Genomic DNA, 18,224 nt, shown 5'->3' on the forward strand with positions numbered 1-18,224 from the left:
TCTTGCACCAGAGGCCGTCCCTGACCGGACGGCGGAAAAGGGGACATCACCATATGGCGACGACCAGCTCGACCTTGACCAGGGAGCAGATCATCGGCGACATCGCGGAGATCCTGCAGGTTCCCGCGGCCGAGATCGGAGACGAGACCAATGTGCTCGACGTCGGACTGGACTCCGTCCGGCTCATGTCGTTGATCGAACGATGGCGGGCGGCCGGTGCGGTGAAGGCCGACCTGGTCGCGCTCGCATCCGATCCGGTTGTCGGGTCCTGGGTGCGCGAACTGACCGCCGACGCCGCGGGCACCGCCGACGTCACCGAGGAGGCCCGCCGATGAGCGCACCGACGATCGAGAATGTCGACGTCGTCGTGGTCGGCGGTGGGCCGGGTGGGTCGACCGTGGCGACGCTTCTCGCGAAGAGTGGGCACCGCGTCGTGCAGCTGGAGAAGGAGACCTTCCCCCGCTACCAGATCGGGGAGTCGTTGCTGCCCTCGACGATTCACGGGGTGTGCCGGCTGCTCGGCGTGGATCAGAAGATCAAGGATGCGGGCTTCATGCACAAGCGGGGTGGCAGCTTCCGCTGGGGCAAGAACCCGGTGCCGTGGAACTTCCTGTTCGCCATCTCGCCGGAGTTCGCCGGCGAGGGGTCCTACGCCTATCAGGTCGAGCGGATGAAGTTCGACAACATCCTGCTGGAGAACTCGGCCGAATGCGGTGTGGACGTGCGCCAGAACTGCCGCGTCAACGGAACCGAACAGGACGAGGACGGGCGCGTCGTCGGAGTCCGGTACCTCGACGCCGACCGCGGTGAGCACCACGTGCGGGCGAAGTACGTCGTGGACGCATCGGGCAACACCACGCGGCTCTCGAAATATGCAGGGGGCGAGCGCATCTACTCCGACTTCTTCCAGAATGTCGCCGTCTTCGGCTATTTCGAGGGTGGCAAGCGCCTGCCGGCACCCGACTCCGGCAACATCCTGTGCGCGGCGTTCGACGAGGGATGGATGTGGTACATCCCGCTGTCGGACACCCTCACCAGTGTCGGCGCGGTCATCTCCAAGGACAAGGCCGAGCACGTGCTCAACGCGCAGGAAGAGACGCTGAACCACTACATCGATCGATGCACGATCGTGAAGGACATGCTCAGCGACGCCAGCCGGGTCACCGAGGGCACCTACGGCGAGATCCGTATCCGCCAAGACTACTCATATGCCAACACCCGGTTCTGGGGCAACGGGATGGTCCTCGTCGGGGATGCCGCCTGCTTCATCGACCCCGTGTTCTCCACCGGTGTTCACCTCGCCACCTACTCAGGCGTCCTCGCGGCACGGTCGATCAACAGCGTGCTGTCGGGCGCGATGACCGAGGAGCGTGCCTTCGACGAATTCGAGGGACGTTACCGCCGGGAGTACGCGGTGTTCTACGAGTTCCTGTCCGCGTTCTACGACATGGAGCAGTCCGAGGATTCGTATTTCTGGAAAGCGCGCAAGGTCACCAACTTCGACCGCACCGACCTCGCGGCATTCGTCTCGCTCGTCGCCGGCGGGTACTCGGGTGAGGACGTCTTGACCGATCCGGAGAAGATCGTCGAGAAGTTCAGCGCATCGACCAAGGCACTGACCGAGGCGACCGAGAAGACCGGCGGTATGGACACCGACTCCGGTCAGCGGATGGGCCACATGTTCAGTGCGCCGGTCGTCCGCGACGTGATGGAGGAGATGAACGCCTTCCAGGCACGCGGCGCCAGCGGTGACGGAGCGATCGAGCCGCCGCTGCTCGACGGCGGGCTGGTGCCGTCGGCCGATGGTCTGGCGTGGGCCGAGCCCGCGACCGTCGACGCGTGACCCACCGCCGACGATGCTGACCCAGCTCGCGATCATCCTCGGCGCCGCGGTGGTGCTGGGGATGATCGCGAGGCGGCTCGGGCTGCCCGCGATGGTCGGCGAACTACTCGCCGGTGTCGTTCTCGGTCCGTCGCTGCTCGGTTGGCTCCTCCCGGCGGCGCATGACCGACTCTTCCCCGACGACGGCCCGTCGGCGCTGGTCGCCGGGATCGGACAGTTCGGTGTGCTGCTCCTCGTCGGGCTGGCCGCCGCCGAGCTCGACTTCACCGTGTTACGCCGGCGCGGCAAGGTCATCGCATCGGTGAGCGTGTGGTCGTTCGCGATACCGCTCGCCTTCGGGATCGGCGTCGGTTTCGGCGTGCCCGATCGGTTCCACGGGAGCGACTCGACGGCCGTGGAATTCGCGTTGCTGCTCGGAACCGCGATGTCGGTCAGCGCAATTCCGGTGATCGCCAAGATCCTCACCGACCTCGATCTGCTGCGCAAGGAGATCGGTCAGGTGATCCTGAGCGCCGGCACCCTCAGCGATGTCGGCGCATGGATGTTGCTCGCGGTCGTGTCGGCGATGACGACCGTCGGCCTGCGAGGCTGGCAGGTCCCGCTGACCGCGGCGTACCTGGGCGCGGCCATCGCCGTCACCTGGCTGCTCCGTCCGTGGGTGCGCAAAGCACTCGATCGCGTCGAGACATCGTCGAATGCCGTGTATGTCAACGGAATCGTCGTGGTGCTGATCGTCGCCGGGGCCGCCGCCACCGACGCACTGCACCTGGAGGCCGCGCTGGGAGCCTTCCTCGCCGGGTTGATGGTCGGCCGCCGCGGACACGGGGTGCTCGGGCCGCTGCAGACGGTCACAGCCGCCGTGCTGGCGCCGGTGTTCCTCGCCACCGCGGGCCTGCACCTGGACCTTGCCGAACTCGGGCGGCCGGGTGTCGCAGTCCTCGCGGTCGTCGTGCTCGTCGTGGCTGTTGCCGGGAAGCTGATCGGTGGATACCTGGGTGCGCGTCTGGTCGGCGTGTCCCGCTGGGAGTCGCTGGCGCTCGGATCGGGGCTCAACGCCCGCGGCGTCGTCGAGATCATCTTGGCCACCATCGGGCTGCAGATCGGCGTGTTCTCCGAGTCGGTCTACGCGATCGTCGTCCTGCTGGCTCTGGCCACCTCCATCATGGCCGGTCCCATGCTCGTATTCGCCACGCGCCGTTTCGAATCCGAATCGATCCCGGCGGTTCGTCCGGCCTCGGTCGGCGCGGATGCCGGTGTGGATGCCGGAGTGGGACGGGGCTGAGGGTCCGGCGCTGCCGGGCACGTGGAGCGATCGACGACGTCCTCGCCCGTCGCCACTTTCAGCCGACGGGCGAGGAGGCCGTGTCGTCGGCGACGTCGAGCGCGTCGAGGATCGTGCGAAACTTCGACTCCGTCTCGCGCAGTTCGTCGTCCGGGTCGGATGCTGCGACGATGCCGCCACCGGCCCAGGTGGTCACCCCGCGGCCGTCGCCATCGATCTCCGCACAACGGATCGCGACCATCCATTCGCCGTCACCGGAGGCGTCGGTCCAGCCGACAGCACCGGCATAGAAGCCACGGTCGCCCTCGACCTCGCGGATGAGGTCGCGGGCCGCCCCGGTGGGTGTGCCACAGACTGCGGGGGTCGGGTGCAGCGCGAGTGCGAGATCGAGCGCGGTCAGGTCCGGGTCGTCGACGACACCTCGGATCGGTGTGCCGAGGTGCCACATGGCCGGCGTCGCCACCATCGTCGGCTCCGCCGGGACCCGGAGATCGGTGCACAGTGGTGTCAGCACGGCGCGGATGGCATCGACCACCAGGCGATGCTCGTGCCGATCCTTGCCGGAGATCGCCAGCAGGTCTCGTCGGTGCGCGTCCTGCACCGGATCCACGTCGCGAGCGGCCGACCCGGCCAGGGGGTGGCAGGTCACCACCCGGCCTTCTTTGCGGACGAGGACTTCCGGGCTCGCGCCGACCAGATGATGTCCGTCACGGTCTGCTCCAGCGGGGGAGAGGTCGGTCAGGAAGGCGTTACCCCCCGGGTCGGCGGCACACAGCCGTGCCGCGAGATCGTGCGCAGAGATCGCAGAGTCGCAGCGCAAGAGCAGTTTTCGAGCCAGGACCACCTTCTCCATCGCGGGATTGCCGCGGAGTTCGGCGACGATGTCGGCGACCCGGCGACGATGATCGGCAGGCTGCGGATCGGCTCGGTCGATCGTCACCACCCGGTCGTGGCCGCCGATCGTCGGCGGCCGCCACGGACCGGTCTCGCAGTTCAGCGTCTCCGGTGCGATCAGTGCCGCGGGATCGCGGAGATCGAACGGCAGCGCGCCGACCAGCCATCGGTGGCGACGCGCCGACAAAGCTCGCTGCGCCGCCGCGACATCGTCGAATGATGCATTCACACCGGTGGTGACCACGTGGCGATCAGGTCGGGACAGGACGAACGACGGGGTCTGCGGATGCGGCGGAGGGGGATGCGGCACGAGCACGTTGCTTAGGATAGACTTACCTTTCGTCTGGAGAACGAGTGCGCCTTCCCCATCGGTCAGCACAGTCGCAGAACGACGTAGAGGAGCAACGCTTGTGCAGTGATCTTTCTCCGTTGGTCGACGTGGTCGGCATCGGATTCGGACCGTCGAATCTGGGGTTGGCGATCGCGATCGAGGAGCACAATCTGACCGCCGGGCCGCAGCAGGCGGTCACCGCGAAGTTCTTCGAGAAAAAGGATGCCTTCGGCTGGCACTCCGGCATGTTGCTGCCCGGCACGACCATGCAGGTGTCCTTCTTGAAAGACCTTGCCACGCAACGTAATGCGCGCAGTGAGTACACGTTCCTGAACTATCTGACGGAACGTGGTCGGCTGACTCATTTCATCAACCGGCAGGACTTCTTTCCGCTGCGTGCCGAGTTCCACGACTACCTGTGCTGGGCCGCCGACCGGGTCCGGATCCCTGTCGAGTACTCGACGGATGTCACAGCTGTGCGATGGGATGGTGACCACTTCGAGGTGGTGTCCGATTCCGGTGTGGTCCGTGCCCGCAACCTGGTCCTCGGTGGCGGACTCCGAGCGAAGTTGCCTGCGGGGGTCACCGCCGGTCCCCGGGTGTTCCACAACCATCGCATGCTCCACCACTTCGCCGACCTGCCGAGCAGGTCCAACGGCCGCTACGCGGTGATCGGCGCGGGGCAGAGCGCGGCGGAGGTGGCCGCCTACCTGCACGACGAGACCGATGCGGACGTGCACGCGGTGTTTGCGAAGTACGGCTACACGCCCGCCGACGACAGCCCGTACGCGAACCGGATCTTCGATCCCGAGGCGGTCGACGAGTACTTCGCGGCAGGAGACGGGTGGCGTGAGAGGCTCCTGCAGTATCACCGCAGTACGAATTACTCCGCCGTCGATCCGGAGCTGATCCAGGATCTCTACCAGCGGGAGTACACCGAGCACGTCAACGGTCATCGTCGGTTGTTCGTCCACGGCGCCACCGAGTTGGTCGACATCGTCGAGGGTGCGGACTCGGTCCGCATCCGGGTCGCGCATCGGCTCACCGGCACGGAGACCGAACTCGACTGTGACGCAGTGGTGTTCGCCACTGGATTCGAGCCCACTCCGTTGTCGGACATGCTCGGCGACCTCGCCGAGAGCTGTGGCGAGGACCGGCACGGCCGGCCCGTCCTGGACCGCCTCTACCGGGTGCAGACTGCCGACGACATCACCGGAGACATCTTCGTGCAGGGCAACTCCGAGCACACCCACGGACTGACCTCCACGTTGCTGTCCAATGTGGCGGTCCGGTCCGGTGAGATCGTGCGCGCGTTGGCGGAGAACCGTTCGCTCGTCGCGGCGTCCGCGGTGTCGAACGGGTTCGCGGACATCGCCGGCGAACCACTGTCGGGTCGGGACGGGCATCGGTGACGCACTCCGACTCGGCAATTGTGGATCTGACGCCGCACGCCTCCGACCTCCGGCTGACCATGTACGACCTCGTCCCCCGCACGGTCGAGGTCGTGGCCTCCAGGGACCTGAGCGCCGAGATGCGCCGCGTGACGTTCCGGATCACCTCCCCGGACGACTTCTGGTTCGTCGAGATGGCGCCGGACGACCACGTCAAGCTGTTCTTTGCCGATGAGACCGGCGAGATCGTGATGCCCGGGGTCGGGCCGGAAGGCATGCGGCTACCGGCGCACGGCCGCCATCCGATCTACCGGGATTACACCGTCCGCTCCTACGACCGTGATTCCGCGTTGCTCGACATCGACTTCGTGCTGCACACGCACGGCGTCGCGGGTTCCTGGGCGATGCGTGCGGTCGCCGGCGACCGGTTGGGCATGCTGGGTCCACGTGGCTCGCACATCTACCCGGTGGGCTACGACTGGTACCTCCTCGGCGCCGACGACACGGCTCTTCCGGCGCTGGCCCGTTGGCTGGAGGAGCTGCCTGACGGCAAGCCGGTGATCGCCGTCGTCGAGGTGTCGGGACCGGAGTCCGAGATCGATCTGCCCGCCCGGCCAGGTGCCCGAATCCATGTGCTCCACCGTGGCGATGCGGCTCCCGGGAACAGCACCCTGCTGTACGAGGCGATCCGTTCCCTCGATCTGCCGCCCGGGGACTTCTACACCTGGGTGGCCGGTGAGGCGAACTCCCTCAAACCGGTCCGACGACACCTACGACGTGAACTGGGGCTGCCGAAGGAGCGGGTCAAGGTCGACGGCTACTGGCGCGCCGGCACCGTCAACCTCGACCATCACGAGGCCGACGACGAGTGAGCGCTGCGGGCACCGTAGCGTCGGCGGCTCAGCCGACGAGCGGTGCCAGCGTACGGCCCAGGAGCGAGACCCTCCCGTGCACATGACCATTCGCGGGCGCGTTGACCGTGACGCCGTCGACACCGGTCGCGAGCAGGTCGGTGAAGTGCGCGCCGACCTCGTCCGGATCACCCACGATCGTCGACGCGCGACGCACCTCGGCGGCCGGATTCCGCTGTAGATAGTCCTCGAACTCGGCGACCGCCTGATCGTGCGTCGGCGCGATGCATGCCGAGGTCTGAAGGCTCACCGTGATCTCGGAACGGTTGCGCCCCAAGCGCTCACAGTGCTCTGCCAGCGCATCGAGTTTGCGTGGGATGTCCTCGACCGGGCAGATGAGGTTCGACTCGTCCGCGTACTGGGCGACCATGCGCAGGGTCTTCTTCTCGCCGCCGCCGCCGATCATCACCGGGATCTTCGACAGAGGTGCCGGAACGTTGAGGGCCTCGCTCACCCGGTACCACTTGCCGTCGAGACTCGGCGCCGTGCCCGCCAGCATGCCGAGCACGATCTGAAGGGCCTCCTCGAGCTTCTCGAACCGGTCGGTGAAGGTGCCGAATTCGTATCCGAGCGAGTCGTGTTCGAGTTCGAACCATCCCGCGCCGATCCCCAGCTGTCCGCGACCGCCGGACACCAGGTCGAGTGCGGTCACCGTCTTCGCGAGCAGCGTCGGGTTGCGGTAGGTGTTCCCGGTGACCAGCGAGGACAGCCGCACCGTCGAGGTGTGCTGTGCCAGGGCCGAGAGCAACGTGTAGCACTCGATCATCGGTTCGTCGGGCGCGCCCAGGATCGGCAGTTGGTAGAAGTGGTCCATCACCAGGACGGTGTCGAACCCGGACTCCTCGGCCTCCACCGCCTGCCCGACGATCGTCGGGAAGAGTCGGTCGGGGGTGGTGTCGGGATAGGTGAAATTGGGGATCTGGTAACCGAGCTTCGTCACACCCCGACGCTACGCTCGCCGTGCCTGGGCCGCAGGGGATCTCCTGACCGTCTCGCCGACGCGATCCCCTGACGCAAGAAGGCCGCTGTCCGAATTGTCCGATGAGGCAAGCGTTCTCGCCAGTGTGGCGATCCGGTCGAGCAATTCGTCGAAGACCGCGTCGACGTCGGTGGACGTCGTGATCCGTGCATTCGGGGCGCCGGTCATCGACCGTTCGTCGGCCACGGTCATGCCCCTCGTCAGCCGTCCGGTCACCTCGACGTCGACCCGGGCCGCGATGGTGGTGACGATGCCGGGGGAGAGCGCGACCATGGCCGCGAATGGATCGTGGAGATGGGCGATGTATCCCTCGTCGTGCGCGTGATGGAACTCCAGGTAGAAGCGCACGGCGTCGACCACGTGACGGATCAGGGGATTGGCGGCCACCGAGCGCAGCCCCGGCTCGTCTCCGGGATCGGGGCATTCGACCGGGCTGCTACCCGCTGCGGCGGCGAGACGGACCAGATGGTCCGGGGTGAGGGCGACCGACTCGGTGAGGTCGAGCGGGCACACGATGGGAGGTGTCGCGTCCTCGGCGCCGAACGCGGCGAAGACCTCCGCGGCGGCCTCGGGATCGACTGCGACGTTCCATTCCGCGACGGGCGTGGTGTTTCCGTGCACGTGGAACGCGCCACCCATGATCACCAGGCGAGCGAGCCGGCCCGGAAGTGCCGAATCGCGCCGAATTGCTGTCGCAAGTGACGTCAGCGGGCCTGTGACCAGGCCGATCAGCTCCCCGGGGTGTGCGAGCGACGCGTCGATCCAGGCGTCCGCGGCGTCCACCTGGCTTTCGCTGGTGGTCGCCGGCGGCAGCTCCGCGTAACCGACACCGGCCGGGCCATGGGTGTCCTCGGTGGTCATGAGCTCGGCGACCAGGGGCACCGGTGACCCGGTGTGGACCGGGATGTCGGTGCGACCGCAGAGTTCCAGCCAGGCGAGATTGTTCGCGGTCACCGTGTCCACCGGGACGTTGCCGGCGGTGGATGCGATCCCGATCACATCCACGTCGGGGCGAGCGAGGAGGTACAGCAGCGCCAGCGAGTCGTCGATCCCGGTGTCGCAGTCGAAGAAGAGACGGGTCACACCGCCATTGTGACAAGTCCCCTTCGTGTGACGCCGAACTGGACATGTGCGGTCAGGTTTGTACCGTCGGGAGGATGACGGCTCAACACATCGCTTTCGAATGGACGGAGACGAATCGCGAGTGGATCATCGAGAACCCGATCCGCATCGCGACCTACATCATCGTCGCACTCATCTTGCGATTCCTGCTCCACCGCGCCATCGACCGGGCGACCAGGCGCCCACAACCATCCGCGGTGGGCAGTGAGGTCGAGACCCGCAAGCCGGCCCTGCTGAGGCATCTTCGGGAGAAGACACCGTCGACCGCGCGCAGTGCCGCGGTCGCCGAACGTCGCGCTCAACGCGCGAAGACCATCGGTTCCGTGCTGAAGTCCACGGTGTCGATCATTCTGCTGGTGTGGGTCGTGCTGTCGGTGCTCAGTGTGCTCGGCGTCAACATCGCACCGTTCATCGCCTCGGCCGGCATCGTCGGTCTGGCAATCGGTTTCGGTGCGCAGAACCTGGTCCGCGACTTCGTGTCCGGCGTGTTCATGCTGCTCGAGGATCAGTACGGCGTGGGCGACATCGTCGACCTGGGGGAGGCCTCGGGCGAGGTCGAGTCCGTCGGTCTGCGGATCACCACGCTGCGCGACATCGACGGCACGCTCTGGTACGTGCGCAACGGCGAGATCATCCGGGTCGGCAACATGAGCCAGGAGTATGCGGTGGCGCGTGTGGAACTGCCCGTGGCTCTCGGCGCGGACCTCGACCGGGCTCAGGCGGTGGCACTGGAGGCTGCGAACGAGGCGCTCGCCGACGACGCCGCGGCCGCCGACGTACTCGGCGTCCCCGAGATGCTCGGCATCCAGGAGGTCGGTCCCGACCAGGTCACCCTGCGAATGACGGTCAAGACCAAGCCGAACGCCCAATGGGCCACCCAGCGCCTGCTGCGGCGCGCCGTCCTCGCGGCCTACGACGAGAACGGGATCTCCCTGCCGCACCCGCTCAGTCGGCTGGTCGGCGCGACCCGCGGCGAGTGACCGACACAGAAAAACAGGACCCCGGCCGATCGGCCGGGGTCCTGCTCGTGTGTCCGAGGGGGGACTTGAACCCCCACGCCCGTTAATAGGGCACTAGCACCTCAAGCTAGCGCGTCTGCCATTCCGCCACTCGGACCTGCGTTCGTAGCGGGCACAACCTTAACCGAGGTTGCCCGTCTATCCCAAATCCCGTAGGAGTGGGGGGTGACTTCCCAGCCCAAGGCTCCGAACGCGGTCGACGAGGTCGTCGACATCGTCAGTCGTCTCATCCGATTCGACACGACCAACACCGGCGAACCGGAGACGACGAAGGGGGAGGAGGAGTGCGCCAAGTGGGTGGCGCAGGTCCTCGAGGAGGTCGGGTACACGACGCAGTACGTGGAGTCCGGCCGGGCGGGTCGGGGCAACGTGTTCGCCCGTCTCGCCGGGCCTCCCGACTCCGACCGTGGCGCACTGCTCGTGCATTCTCATCTCGACGTGGTGCCGGCCGAACCGTCGGACTGGAGCGTCCACCCCTTCTCCGGATCGGTGTCCGACGGATACATCTGGGGCCGCGGCGCCGTCGACATGAAGGACATGGTCGGCATGGCTCTGGCGCTGGCCCGCCAATTCCGGCGCGACGGCACTGTTCCACCGCGCGAACTGGTCTTCGCCTTCCTCGCCGACGAGGAGGCGGGCGGCACGTGGGGCTCGCACTGGCTGGTCGAGAACCGTCCCGACCTGTTCGAGGGCATCACCGAGGCGGTGGGCGAGGTCGGTGGCTTCTCGCTCACCGTCGACCGGCCAGACGGGGAACAGCGCAGGCTCTACCTGGTCGAGACCGCGGAGAAGGGCCTGTCGTGGATGCGGCTGACGGCGAACGCGTCCGCCGGCCACGGTTCGTTCCTGCACGAGGACAACGCCGTCACCGAGGTGGCGGAGGCGGTGGCCCGGATCGGTCGCCACACGTTCCCGCTGGTGATGACCGAGTCGGTGAGCGAGTTCCTGGCCGCGGTGTCCGAGGAAACGGGTCTCGATCTCCGCCCGGACGCGCCCGACCTGGACACCACGCTGTTCAAGTTGGGCAACCTCGCGCGCATCATCGGTGCGACGCTGCGCGACACGGCCAACCCGACGATGCTCAAGGCGGGATACAAGGCCAACGTCATCCCGCAGAAGGCCGAGGCCGTCATCGACTGCCGAGTCCTGCCCGGACGGCAGGCCGAGTTCGAGAAGGAGATCGACGAACTGCTCGGGCCGAACGTGACCCGTGAGTGGATCACCCACCTCGACTCGTACGAGACGACCTTCGACGGCCATCTCGTCGACGCGATGAACGACGCCATCCTCGCGCACGACCCGCAGGGCAAGACGGTGCCGTACATGCTCTCCGGTGGTACCGACGCCAAGGCCTTCGCCAAGCTCGGCATCCGATGCTTCGGCTTCGCGCCACTGCAGTTGCCGCCCGACCTCGACTTCGCCGCGTTGTTCCATGGTGTCGACGAGCGTGTCCCGGTCGACGCCGTCGTGTTCGGGACGAAGGTCTTCGAGCACTTTCTGTTACACAGTTGATGTACCCCGATCATGGGCGCGACGCCGTCGCCTCGTGCCAGGCGCCTCGTGCCCACAGGAGAAAGGTGATCTGATGTCGTCGTCGTTCAACCCCTACGATCCGCTGCCGAGTCTGCCAGGCTTCACCCTGTCCTCGGAGAGCCTCACCGACGGACAGGGCCTGCGCAACGCCCAGGTCAGCGGGATCATGGGCGCCGGAGGCGAGGATCTCTCGCCCCAGCTGAGCTGGTCCGGGTTTCCTTCGGACACCAAGAGTTTCGCCGTCACGGTCTACGACCCGGATGCGCCGACCGCGTCCGGCTTCTGGCACTGGGCGGTTGCCGACATCCCGGCGTCGGTGACGACGCTGGCCGAAGGTGCCGGTGACGAGACCGGGGCCGGCCTCCCGGAGGGCGCGGTGACACTTGCCAACGACGCGTCGGCCAAGCGTTTCATCGGTGCGGCGCCACCGCCCGGACACGGACCGCACCGCTACTACGTGGTCGTCCATGCCGTCGATGTCGAATCGCTGGGCCTGCCCGACGGGGCGACGCCCGCCTACCTCGGGTTCAACCTGTTCTCGCACGCGATCGCGCGCGCGAGCATCGTCGGCACCTACGAGCAGGCCTCGGAGAACATCTGAGCTCCGTCGCTCCGACGACAGATCGCGCGGGCGCCTGAGGCGCGCCCCGGCCCTGAGGGCGCCCCGGCCCCTGAGGAGCGAGGCCCTGGCCGAGCGTCACGAAGGGCCCCTTCGTGACGCTTCGCTCCTCAGGGGTCGACGACGCTTCGCTCCTCAGGGGTCGAAAGAGGCTTCGCTCCTCAGGGGTTACGGCGCGTCGCTTCTCATGGGTCGAATACCTCGCTGGTCAGCGACGGCGCGCCGCGACTCAGGGCTCGACGGGCCGGGCGTCGGACCCGACGGCATCGGCCAGACTCGCGAAGCCCCCGGCACGGACCCGGTCCGCGATGCCGTCGTGAATCTGCTTGGCCCACAACGGTCCGCCATAGATGAACGCGGTGTACCCCTGCAGCAGGTCGGCACCCGCGCAGATGCGTTCCCACGCCTGATCCACGGTCTCGATGCCGCCGACGCTCACCAGGGCGAGGCGTCCGCCCACCCGGGCATACAGGCGTCGTAACACGACGAGCGAGCGGTCGGCGAGAGGCGGCCCGGACAATCCGCCCGCACCCATCGCCGAGACCTCACCGGCCGGTGTCGTCAGGCCGTCGCGGCCGATGGTCGTGTTGGTGGCCACGATCCCCGCCAGACCGAGTTCCACGGCCAGGTCCGCGACTGCGTCGATGTCGTCGTCCGCGAGATCGGGTGCGATCTTCACCAGCACCGGCACCGAGACCTCGTCGAGCACGGCCCGCAGGATCGGGCGCAGTGAGTCCACTGCCTGCAGATCACGCAACCCGGGGGTGTTCGGCGAACTCACGTTCACCACCACGAAATCGGCGAGAGGCCCGAGTGTCCGTGCGCTGAACCGGTAGTCGTCGACGGCGTCCTCGACGGGCACGATCTTGGTCTTGCCTATGTTGGCACCGATGGGCACGCTGACCGGGCCGGGGCGCAATGCCGCCAGATGCGTGGCGGCGACCGTCGCGCCGGGGTTGTTGAAGCCCATGCGGTTCACGAGTGCGCGGTCGGCGGGGAGGCGGAACAATCGCGGGGCTGGATTGCCTGGCTGCGGTGCGCCGGTGATCGTGCCGATCTCGGCGTACCCGAAGCCGACCTGACCCCATGCGTTGACCGCCGAGGCGGACTTGTCGAAGCCGGCGGCGAGACCGAGGGGTGCCGGGAAGTCGACGCCGAAAACGCGTTGTCGGAGAACGGGATCGTGCGAGGCCAGGACCTTCGCGGCGAGGTATCGCAGCAGCGGGTTCCGGCCGATGAGGCGCAGGACATGGGCGGCGATCCCATGGATGCGTTCGGGTGCGAGCAGGAACATCACCCGCAACAGCACCGGATACACACTGCGGTTGACCCGGTTCAGCACGCCTGCGCACCCGCTTCCGTATCGCCGCCGTAGCGGCGCATTCGTGGCGGTTTCTTGCGGCGCAGCAACACCTTTCGAGTGCCGTCCGAGTACAGCCTGACTCGTTTGAGCTCCCAGCCGCCGAACTCCGCCTCGATGGAGAGCCGCATCGAGGCGGTCACCCGCGTGACGTCGGGGGGCAGCGTGAGCAGCACGCACTCGTGATCGTCGGTGGTGACCTCCCAGCCGCGGGGGTGGCGCGAACCGAATCGTGAGCCGGCGCGACCAAGCCGGGTCGTTCCGGCGTCGGCAGTCGGATCAGGCGACATGCTCACCCTCCCGACGGACCGACGGTGACGACGCCGCGCAGTGCGTTGTCCGGCGTGGCGACCTGCAGCCCGCCGCGCTCCGACAACACGTAGACCGTGCCGGTCGCGTCATCGACGGCGATGCTGTCCGGTTGTGCGACCGCCGGGAACCGATGCTTCTCCTCGGGCTCGCCACCGGACAGGTCATAGGCCACCACCTCGTTGTTCGCCGTCGTCGACACCCACGCCAGGTTGCGCGTGTCGTCGTAGTCTACGGCGTACGGGCCGTCGGCCACGGGGTAGCGGAACCGCATCACCAGCGGTGACCCGAAGAATCCGATGAGCTCGTCGTCGCGGGTGTTGGCCACCAGGACGCGGCCGTAGCGGTCCACCGTGGCGGTGGTGGCGCCGTTGCCCGCCCGCAACGCCGGTCCGAGATTGCCGTCGGACAGGGTGATCGGGGTGACCGACGACTGCGCCCGGTCGAGGACGACGACCTGTTCGCCGGGGAGGTCCGCGTCCTTCGGGGAGACGGTGATGTCGTCGACCCGCACGAAACCGTCGATGACCCGGCCCGGCCGGAGATCACGGTCGAAGACGAGGACGCGACCGTCGGCCGTGCCCACCAGGATCTCACCGGCGCCCGTGCGGGCCAGTGCCGTCGGGTCGGCGACGTCGACCGGGGTCGTGGCGACCGTGCCGTCGGGGGAGATGCGTGCGATCACGCCCGGTCCGACCCCGACGAACGAACCGCCGCCGGCGCCGACGAGCCGGTTCAGTGGCGGCGTCGTGGATCGTTGCGGTTCGGCACCCGGGACGATGTCGCGATAGCGGAGCACGGTCGTGCCGGCGGGATCGAGCACCGCGACGACACCGTCGTCGACGGCCAGTCCGCGGCTGCCCGCGGGTGTCGGCACGACGATGCCGGCAGGCGTCGCGGCCGGGCCGGGCGGCGCAGGCGACGCGGTGGCTGGTGTGACAGTCGGCACATCGGGGGCCGACGGCGCGTCCGACGACCCGCATGCGGCCACCGCCAGCGCGATCGCGATCACACCCAGCCCGGCGGCAAGCGGACGGGACCGCGAGACCATGTCGAAAAGGCTGGTCGGGTGCTTCGATCTGGCCACGTGCATGCCACCATCTTGCGTCACGTCACCGGTGGCGACGGATCGGGGTCGGTGGGTCGCGACCACGCCGGATCTGCCGCGGATGCCGGGAAACGCCGCCGGCGGGAATGCGGTGAGACACTGCGATTGCACGTAGCATCTGCGGCCGTGAGCGACACCATGACGTGGGCCCAGGCGATCGTGCTCGGTGCCCTGCAAGGCGTGACCGAGTTCCTGCCGATCTCGTCGTCGGGTCACCTGCGGATCGCGTCGGAGCTGATGTTCGGAGAGGACGCCGGCGCATCGTTCACCGCGGTCACCCAACTCGGTACGGAGGCCGCCGTCCTCGTCTACTTTGCACGGGACATCGTGCGGATCGTGACGGCGTGGTTCCGCGGTCTGTTCCATCGCGAGGATCGCGGTCTCGACTACCGCATCGGCTGGTACGTGATCTTCGCGACCGTTCCGATCGGTGTGCTCGGATTCCTGTTCAAGGACCAGATCCGCACCACCGGTCGCAACCTGTGGCTGGTGGCGACGGTGCTCATCGTCTTCGCCGGCGTGATCTGGCTCGCGGAGCGGTACGGCCGCAAGGAAAGGTCGATGGATCAGCTGACCCTGCGCGACGGCCTGGTCATGGGTCTCGCGCAGTGCCTCGCGCTGGTGCCCGGTGTGTCTCGATCCGGCGCGACCGCCAGCGCCGGGCTCTTCCTCGGTCTCGAGCGCGAGGCCGCGTTCCGCTTCTCGTTCCTGCTCGCCATCCCGGCCGTCACGGCATCGGGTCTGTTCAGCCTTCCCGATGCCTTCGATCCCAGCGGTGAGGGGATGGAGGCGACCGGATCCCAGCTGTTGATCGCCACCTTGATCGCGTTCGTGATCGGGTACGCCTCGATCGCCTGGTTGCTGCGATTCGTCAGCGCCCACTCGATGAACTGGTTCGGCGCGTACCGCGTGATCCTGGGGCTGACCGTCATCGGTCTGCTCTCCGCGGGCGTGATCAGCGCGACCTGAGCCGTAAGGTTGGACCCATGACCGTGATTTTGGTGCGGCACGGACGTTCCACGGCCAACACATCGGGTGTGCTCGCCGGCCGGACACCGGGTGTCTCACTCGACGAGAAGGGGCGGGAGCAGGCCTCCGCGTTGCTCGAACGCCTCGGTGTCTGCATCGGCGAGATCAGCGCCGTCGCCCGCTCGCCGCTGGACCGCTGTGCACAGACCGTGGCCCCGCTGATGGCCGCCCTCGACGCCGACCCCGATCGCGACGTCCCCGAACTCGTGGTGGATGCGTTGGCCGAGGTCGACTACGGCGCGTGGACGAACCGGCCGATCAAGGACCTGCTCTCCGAACCGCTCTGGAAGACGGTGCAGCAGCATCCGTCGGCCGCGGTCTTCCCGGACGGGGAGGGCCTGGCGAACGTCCAGGCGCGGGCCGTCGCCGCCGTGCGCGACCTCGATCGGCGTTTCGGGGGTGCCGACGGCAGCGGCGTCTGGGTGGCGTGCTCGCACGGCGACGTCATCAAGGCGATCATCGCCGATGCAATGGGCATGCATCTCGACTCGTTCCAGCGGATCGTCGTCGAACCGGCTTCGATCAGCGTCATCCGTTACGGCGCCACGCGACCCTACGTGCACACCGTCAACAGCACCGCGGTGCTCTCGGTGCCGCCGCCGCACAAGGAGAAACCGGCGCAGGGTGCCCCTGAGAGCGACGGTAACGGCGCTCCGGGCGACGGCGCGTCCGCCGACGATGCCGTCGTCGGCGGATCGACGGGTGTCGACGACCGCGATCGAGACGTCCGGGCTGCGGCCGCCCCCCTCCCACGCGGATAATGGACCCAACAGACAAGGAGGTGTGATGTCTCGCGCGATTCACGTGTTCCGGACCCCGGATCGGTTCGTCGCCGGCACGGTCGGCCAGCCAGGGGACCGGACGTTCTACCTCCAGGCGGTACACGAGAGCCGGATCGTCAGCGTGCTCCTCGAGAAGCAGCAGGTGGCGATCCTCGCCGATCGGATCGGCGCCCTGCTCGAGGAGATCCATCGCCGGTTCGGTACCCCCATCCCCCCGGAGGACGATCGGGTGGGCGACCTCAGTCCCCTGGTCATGCCGGTGGATGCCGAGTTCCGAGTGGGCACGATGGGGCTGGGCTGGGACGCCGAATCCGAGGCGGTGGTGGTCGAACTGCTCGCGATCACCGAGGGTGAGTTCGACGAGAGCGTGGTGCTCGACGACACCGATGAGGGGCCGGACGCCGTCCGGGTCTTCCTCACCACCGAGGCTGCGCGGCAGTTCGCCGCACGCTCCTCGCGAGTGATCTCCGCGGGTCGCCCGCCCTGCCCGCTGTGCCACGAGCCGCTCGACCCGGACGGTCACCTCTGCGTCCGCACGAACGGCTACAAACGCGATGCCGAGCTGAGCAAGTCCCTCGACTTCGTCGACCCGGAAGTGTTCCGCAACCTCACCGCCATGCAGGACGACACCGGCTATCTCGACCCGGAGCCCGACCCCGGGCCGGAGGGGACCGAGCGCGGTAACGAGCCCGGGGACGACACCGAGCCCGGACCGTCGCAGGACTGACGTGACCGTCGGCGAACCATCAGTGCCCGGCTCCGGCCCGTCGGCCGACGACCGGCGCGGTCGCGACGACCGGCGAAGCGATGCGCTGCGCACCGGGGAACTGGTCGTCATCGGACGAATCCCGTCCGCGAGCAACGCCACGCTCGTGTGCGACGCCGTGCTCGGGGAGACCGAGGTGCGGTGTGTCTACAAGCCGGTGCGCGGTGAGGTTCCACTGTGGGACTTCCCGGACGGCACCCTGGCCGGTCGCGAGGTGGCCTCCTACCTCGTGTCCGAGGCGCTGGGGTGGTCGGTCATCCCGACGACCGTGCTGCGCGACGGCCCGCTCGGACCGGGCATGGTCCAGCACTGGGTCGACACCGCCGACAACTCCGAACCGCCGGTCCACGTCGGCGGAGTCACGGAATTGCCGTCACCGCGAATCGAACTCGTCGATCTGTGTCCCGCCGACACCGTCCCGGTCGGCTACAAGGCCATCCTGCGGGCCATCGATGCCGGTGGGGAACCGGTCGTGCTGGTCCACGCCGACGACCCGCGACTGCAGCGCATGGCCGTACTCGACGTCGTGCTGAACAACGCCGACCGCAAGGGCGGACATGTCCTCGAGGGGCTCGACGGCGGTGTGTACGGGGTCGACCACGGCATCTGCCTGCACCCCGACGACAAGTTGCGCACGGTGCTCTGGGGGTGGGCCGGCGAGCAGATCCCGGCCCATCTGCTGGCGGACCTCGTCGACCTCGGCGAGCATCTCGTCTCGCCGGGACATCCGCTGGCGGAGGAATTGTCGGCCCACATCACCGAGGACGAGGTCCTGGCACTGGCCGAACGCGTCGACGACCTGGTGACCACGTCCCGGATGCCGATGCCGCCGGGGCATCGGCCGATCCCGTGGCCGCCCTTCTGACCGCTCGGCGTCATATGCACCCGTGGCCGGGCACGCCTCGGGCAGATCCCTGACAGTCGTGCGGGAACGGTCCCCGCGCGA

Annotated in this window: 18 protein-coding genes and 1 tRNA gene; 12 read left to right on the plus strand and 7 right to left on the minus strand. The window is 68.0% G+C overall.

Annotation, left to right across the window (positions count from 1 at the left end):
- Window positions 1–53 precede the first annotated feature (53 nt).
- From EEB19_RS01350 to EEB19_RS01360, 3 genes are read left to right on the plus strand one after another with little or no spacing between them, the layout of a single operon-like run.
- Complete coding sequence (locus EEB19_RS01350) at window positions 54–335, plus strand: phosphopantetheine-binding protein (protein ID WP_187582424.1); 282 nt, start codon at window positions 54–56, stop codon at window positions 333–335.
- The gene (locus tag EEB19_RS01355; protein WP_187582425.1) at window positions 332–1,843 is read left to right on the plus strand and encodes a tryptophan 7-halogenase; all 1,512 of its coding nucleotides are present in this window, start codon (window positions 332–334) and stop codon (window positions 1,841–1,843) included. The genes EEB19_RS01350 and EEB19_RS01355 overlap by 4 nt, the downstream gene beginning before the upstream one ends.
- Window positions 1,844–1,856: 13 nt before the next feature.
- Window positions 1,857–3,125, plus strand: a complete 1,269-nt coding sequence (locus EEB19_RS01360; RefSeq protein WP_187582426.1) for a cation:proton antiporter — start codon at window positions 1,857–1,859, stop codon at window positions 3,123–3,125.
- Window positions 3,126–3,183: 58 nt separating this feature from the next.
- Here EEB19_RS01360 and EEB19_RS01365 read toward each other — a convergent pair whose 3' ends face one another.
- Window positions 3,184–4,335 carry an isochorismate synthase MenF gene (locus EEB19_RS01365; protein WP_262365361.1) on the minus strand — a complete coding sequence of 384 codons (1,152 nt, stop codon included), beginning with the start codon at window positions 4,333–4,335 and terminating at the stop codon, window positions 3,184–3,186.
- 92 nt (window positions 4,336–4,427) lie between these two features.
- Here EEB19_RS01365 and EEB19_RS01370 point away from each other — a divergent pair, with 92 nt between their 5' ends.
- Together EEB19_RS01370 and EEB19_RS01375 are read left to right on the plus strand one after the other, a co-directional pair.
- On the plus strand, window positions 4,428–5,762 hold the full coding sequence (locus tag EEB19_RS01370; RefSeq protein ID WP_187582427.1) for a lysine N(6)-hydroxylase/L-ornithine N(5)-oxygenase family protein: 1,335 nt from the start codon (window positions 4,428–4,430) through the stop codon (window positions 5,760–5,762).
- The gene (locus EEB19_RS01375) at window positions 5,759–6,613 is read left to right on the plus strand and encodes a siderophore-interacting protein (protein ID WP_262365362.1); all 855 of its coding nucleotides are present in this window, start codon (window positions 5,759–5,761) and stop codon (window positions 6,611–6,613) included. The genes EEB19_RS01370 and EEB19_RS01375 overlap by 4 nt, the downstream gene beginning before the upstream one ends.
- Window positions 6,614–6,641: 28 nt before the next feature.
- Here EEB19_RS01375 and EEB19_RS01380 read toward each other — a convergent pair whose 3' ends face one another.
- Both EEB19_RS01380 and EEB19_RS01385 read right to left on the minus strand, forming a co-directional pair.
- Window positions 6,642–7,592, minus strand: a complete 951-nt coding sequence (locus tag EEB19_RS01380) for an LLM class F420-dependent oxidoreductase (protein WP_187582429.1) — start codon at window positions 7,590–7,592, stop codon at window positions 6,642–6,644.
- Window positions 7,593–7,601: 9 nt separating this feature from the next.
- Window positions 7,602–8,714 (minus strand): nucleoside hydrolase, encoded by a 1,113-nt coding sequence (locus tag EEB19_RS01385; RefSeq protein WP_187582431.1) that lies wholly within the window; start codon window positions 8,712–8,714, stop codon window positions 7,602–7,604.
- A gap of 74 nt (window positions 8,715–8,788) precedes the next feature.
- Here EEB19_RS01385 and EEB19_RS01390 point away from each other — a divergent pair, with 74 nt between their 5' ends.
- Window positions 8,789–9,733, plus strand: a complete 945-nt coding sequence (locus EEB19_RS01390) for a mechanosensitive ion channel family protein (RefSeq protein WP_187582433.1) — start codon at window positions 8,789–8,791, stop codon at window positions 9,731–9,733.
- Window positions 9,734–9,783: 50 nt separating this feature from the next.
- Here the strand turns inward: EEB19_RS01390 and EEB19_RS01395 are convergent.
- Window positions 9,784–9,869: transfer RNA gene (locus EEB19_RS01395), tRNA-Leu, on the minus strand.
- 68 nt (window positions 9,870–9,937) lie between these two features.
- Between EEB19_RS01395 and EEB19_RS01400 the strand changes: the two genes are divergently transcribed.
- Both EEB19_RS01400 and EEB19_RS01405 read left to right on the plus strand, forming a co-directional pair.
- The gene (locus EEB19_RS01400; RefSeq protein ID WP_187582434.1) at window positions 9,938–11,284 is read left to right on the plus strand and encodes a M20/M25/M40 family metallo-hydrolase; all 1,347 of its coding nucleotides are present in this window, start codon (window positions 9,938–9,940) and stop codon (window positions 11,282–11,284) included.
- Window positions 11,285–11,357: 73 nt separating this feature from the next.
- Window positions 11,358–11,906: a YbhB/YbcL family Raf kinase inhibitor-like protein gene (locus EEB19_RS01405; RefSeq protein WP_187582435.1), complete on the plus strand. Its 549-nt coding sequence runs from the start codon at window positions 11,358–11,360 to the stop codon at window positions 11,904–11,906.
- Window positions 11,907–12,153: 247 nt separating this feature from the next.
- Here the strand turns inward: EEB19_RS01405 and EEB19_RS01410 are convergent, their stop codons facing one another.
- The 3 genes from EEB19_RS01410 to EEB19_RS01420 are packed head-to-tail and all read right to left on the minus strand — an operon-like array spanning window position 12,154 to window position 14,644.
- Window positions 12,154–13,266: a quinone-dependent dihydroorotate dehydrogenase gene (locus EEB19_RS01410; RefSeq protein ID WP_187582436.1), complete on the minus strand. Its 1,113-nt coding sequence runs from the start codon at window positions 13,264–13,266 to the stop codon at window positions 12,154–12,156.
- Complete coding sequence (locus EEB19_RS01415; RefSeq protein ID WP_187582437.1) at window positions 13,260–13,574, minus strand: DUF5703 family protein; 315 nt, start codon at window positions 13,572–13,574, stop codon at window positions 13,260–13,262. The genes EEB19_RS01410 and EEB19_RS01415 overlap by 7 nt, the downstream gene beginning before the upstream one ends.
- A 2-nt stretch (window positions 13,575–13,576) precedes the next feature.
- Window positions 13,577–14,644 (minus strand): YncE family protein, encoded by a 1,068-nt coding sequence (locus EEB19_RS01420; protein WP_187582438.1) that lies wholly within the window; start codon window positions 14,642–14,644, stop codon window positions 13,577–13,579.
- Between the two features lie 183 nt (window positions 14,645–14,827).
- Between EEB19_RS01420 and EEB19_RS01425 the strand changes: the two genes are divergently transcribed.
- The 4 genes from EEB19_RS01425 to EEB19_RS01440 all read left to right on the plus strand — a co-directional run bounded on the left by EEB19_RS01425 (window position 14,828) and on the right by EEB19_RS01440 (window position 18,143).
- Window positions 14,828–15,670: an undecaprenyl-diphosphate phosphatase gene (locus tag EEB19_RS01425; protein ID WP_187582440.1), complete on the plus strand. Its 843-nt coding sequence runs from the start codon at window positions 14,828–14,830 to the stop codon at window positions 15,668–15,670.
- Between the two features lie 17 nt (window positions 15,671–15,687).
- Window positions 15,688–16,491, plus strand: coding sequence for an MSMEG_4193 family putative phosphomutase (locus tag EEB19_RS01430; protein WP_187582442.1), 804 nt, complete (start codon window positions 15,688–15,690; stop codon window positions 16,489–16,491).
- A 25-nt stretch (window positions 16,492–16,516) separates the two neighbouring features.
- The gene (locus tag EEB19_RS01435; RefSeq protein WP_187582443.1) at window positions 16,517–17,239 is read left to right on the plus strand and encodes a DUF3090 domain-containing protein; all 723 of its coding nucleotides are present in this window, start codon (window positions 16,517–16,519) and stop codon (window positions 17,237–17,239) included.
- A gap of 85 nt (window positions 17,240–17,324) precedes the next feature.
- Complete coding sequence (locus tag EEB19_RS01440; RefSeq protein ID WP_262365393.1) at window positions 17,325–18,143, plus strand: SCO1664 family protein; 819 nt, start codon at window positions 17,325–17,327, stop codon at window positions 18,141–18,143.
- The last annotated feature ends 81 nt before the right edge of the window (window positions 18,144–18,224 follow it).

Source organism: Gordonia sp. OPL2, from assembly GCF_003797825.1.
Taxonomy (GTDB): domain Bacteria; phylum Actinomycetota; class Actinomycetes; order Mycobacteriales; family Mycobacteriaceae; genus Gordonia.